This is a genomic window from Thermosulfurimonas dismutans, from assembly GCF_001652585.1.
In the GTDB taxonomy this organism is placed as follows: domain Bacteria; phylum Desulfobacterota; class Thermodesulfobacteria; order Thermodesulfobacteriales; family Thermodesulfobacteriaceae; genus Thermosulfurimonas; species Thermosulfurimonas dismutans.
Genome location: NZ_LWLG01000030.1, coordinates 1 through 2,052, shown reverse-complemented (window position 1 = coordinate 2,052; position 2,052 = coordinate 1). Strand labels below are relative to the sequence as shown.

The following is a 2,052-nucleotide window of genomic DNA, read 5'->3' as shown; positions in this document are numbered from 1 at the left end:
GAAAAATACCGAGAAATTTATGAGAAAGAAGAAGATCCTGAACCATCTTATAAAGACTTCTTTACAGAAAAAGATTATGAAGAATTGCAAGAAAATGAAAAGAAAGTTAATGATAGAGTCGAAAAAGCACTTAAACGTTTGAGGGAAAAAATTGATGAATATTATACAAAATTTTCTTATAAAAATAGAATTGTTTTTGTTAATTGTAAAACCAAAAAGAAAAAGAAATTGTGTTTAGATATTGAATTCCCATCGAATAAACATGAAGTCGAAAGTGAAGAAATTTCAAAACTTTCTATTGTAAATTATAAGAGAAAAGAAATTTTCAAAATGAGCAGTTCCAGTTTTAAAATTGTCTATAATATTTCCGCTGTTATAGGAGCTATCATTTTTAGTGTTATAACATTTATTTTAGTTGTGAGTGGTTATTTGTATATTACAACAAAAGGTAAATATTTTTTCTTATTCTTAATTAGTGGGATAATTTGGGCGATTTTGTTTAGAATATATCTTGATTTAAAGGATTTATTTGAATATAAATTTGCAATTCCCTTTGCTTCTACTATTTTGTTTGCTTTATGGCCTTTAGCTTTTATAACTTCAGCAATTAGAGATAAAAAATTAGTAAAACTTCCTCTTAATTTTTATGTTGAGATAAGAAGCTCGCAAGATGGTACAAATTTTGTTTATTATACAAAATATGAAACACTATGTCCTATATGTAGTTCTCATTCTGTATATGCTAAACTAAAAATTAAATTCGATAAAAAATCTAAACGGTTTATTTCCGTTTGTGAACAGAATCCAAGTGAACATCGGTTTACATTTGATTATATTGCTTTAGAAGGAAAAAGAATAGAGAAAAGTAGTATTTAGTATAGTTGTAATTAAGAATTGTAGTCTCTTTGTGGGGATCAAAGTTCAAAGTAAAGGACATTGGTCTATCGATTATAGTTCGGTCTGAATTACAGGCATTAAATTCTTCCTTACTTTTAAAATCTGCTTTACAATGAAAATAAGAACGCTTTTAACTGAGGAGTAAGGCCATGATAGTCAAGACGGTAAAAATATCCAAGAAAGGACAGATCACCCTTCCCAAAGAGATGAGGGAGGCTCTCGGATCCGGGGTTCTTAAGCTAGTTCTCCACGACCGACAAGTGATAATCGAGCCGGTAGAGGATCTGGCTGCTTCTTTAAAGAAATATGCCAAGAGGGTGGACCTAGATCAGGTCAGAAAAGAAGCCTGGACGGAGGCCGTGCGTGAGAAATTTGATCGTGGTAGACACTAATGTTATCATTCGGTATCTCATCGGGGATCATCCGGAGCACTTCGAGAAAGCCCGAGCCTTCTGGGAGCAGGTCAAGCTAGGAGAGATTCGGGCCTTTCTCCCGGAAAGCGTTCTGGCCGAGACTATCTATGTGCTCCTCAAAGTTTACGGGGTGCCCAAGGATCAGGCCGTGGACAAGCTCATTCGACTTCTGGACTACAAAGGCCTCGAAGGGGAACTCGAAGTTTATCGGGAAGCTTTGATCTTATTTGGGACTAAAAACATAGATATAGTAGACGCCATAGTTTTGGCTTGGGCCAGGATTAAAGGTTTTCGGCCTTTCAGTTTTGATCGGGATGTATCCGGCTAAATTTCGTTTGGCTCTTACCCGCTTCCAATTAAGGTGTCTGGTTCCATTTTTTGGTCCGAGGTCTCTCGGCGGGATCGGCTCTTGCGCCACTTAGAAAAAGAATCCGGTGACTCTCCGGACCTGCGCCCTGCAAGCAAGCCTTCCACGCTCAGATCTTCGTCTATGAGAGGCCAATGAATTATCTCTCCGTCGGCAAGAAGTTCAAACTGCTTACGTTCTTCCGGTGTAGCGTGCCATAAACGGGGATACCAGACTAAAGGCACCATCAGGATCCGTCCGTCCACCAATTCCACTACAAGACGGTCCTCCTTGATTTCCACTTTCTTAGCCCGAGGGCTTTCCGAAAAAGTACTTTTTAATGACACTGGCACTAAATAAGTCTAGTTTTGAGACGACTGGCGTTTAGGATGGTTA

Annotated in this window: 4 protein-coding genes; 3 read left to right on the top strand and 1 reads right to left on the bottom strand. The window is 37.8% G+C overall.

What is annotated here, in order from left to right; all coding sequences use genetic code 11:
- The 3 genes from TDIS_RS11215 to TDIS_RS10530 form a co-directional block, all read left to right on the top strand.
- A partial coding sequence (locus TDIS_RS11215) for a hypothetical protein (RefSeq protein ID WP_161939526.1) occupies positions 1-876 on the top strand: 876 nt, incomplete at its 5' end.
- Positions 877-1,046: 170 nt separating this feature from the next.
- Positions 1,047-1,289: an AbrB/MazE/SpoVT family DNA-binding domain-containing protein gene (locus tag TDIS_RS10535; protein ID WP_068671849.1), complete on the top strand. Its 243-nt coding sequence runs from the start codon at positions 1,047-1,049 to the stop codon at positions 1,287-1,289.
- On the top strand, positions 1,261-1,638 hold the full coding sequence (locus TDIS_RS10530; RefSeq protein ID WP_068671848.1) for a PIN domain-containing protein: 378 nt from the start codon (positions 1,261-1,263) through the stop codon (positions 1,636-1,638). The genes TDIS_RS10535 and TDIS_RS10530 overlap by 29 nt, the downstream gene beginning before the upstream one ends.
- A gap of 14 nt (positions 1,639-1,652) precedes the next feature.
- Here the strand turns inward: TDIS_RS10530 and TDIS_RS10525 are convergent, their stop codons facing one another.
- The gene (locus TDIS_RS10525) at positions 1,653-1,958 is read right to left on the bottom strand and encodes a DUF2442 domain-containing protein (protein WP_244147515.1); all 306 of its coding nucleotides are present in this window, start codon (positions 1,956-1,958) and stop codon (positions 1,653-1,655) included.
- Positions 1,959-2,052 lie beyond the last annotated feature (94 nt).

Excerpts from the sequence above, each read along its gene's own strand:
- TDIS_RS10535 (WP_068671849.1), top strand. The coding sequence starts at position 1,047 with ATGATAGTCAAGACGGTAAAAATATCCAAGAAAGGACAGATCACCCTT.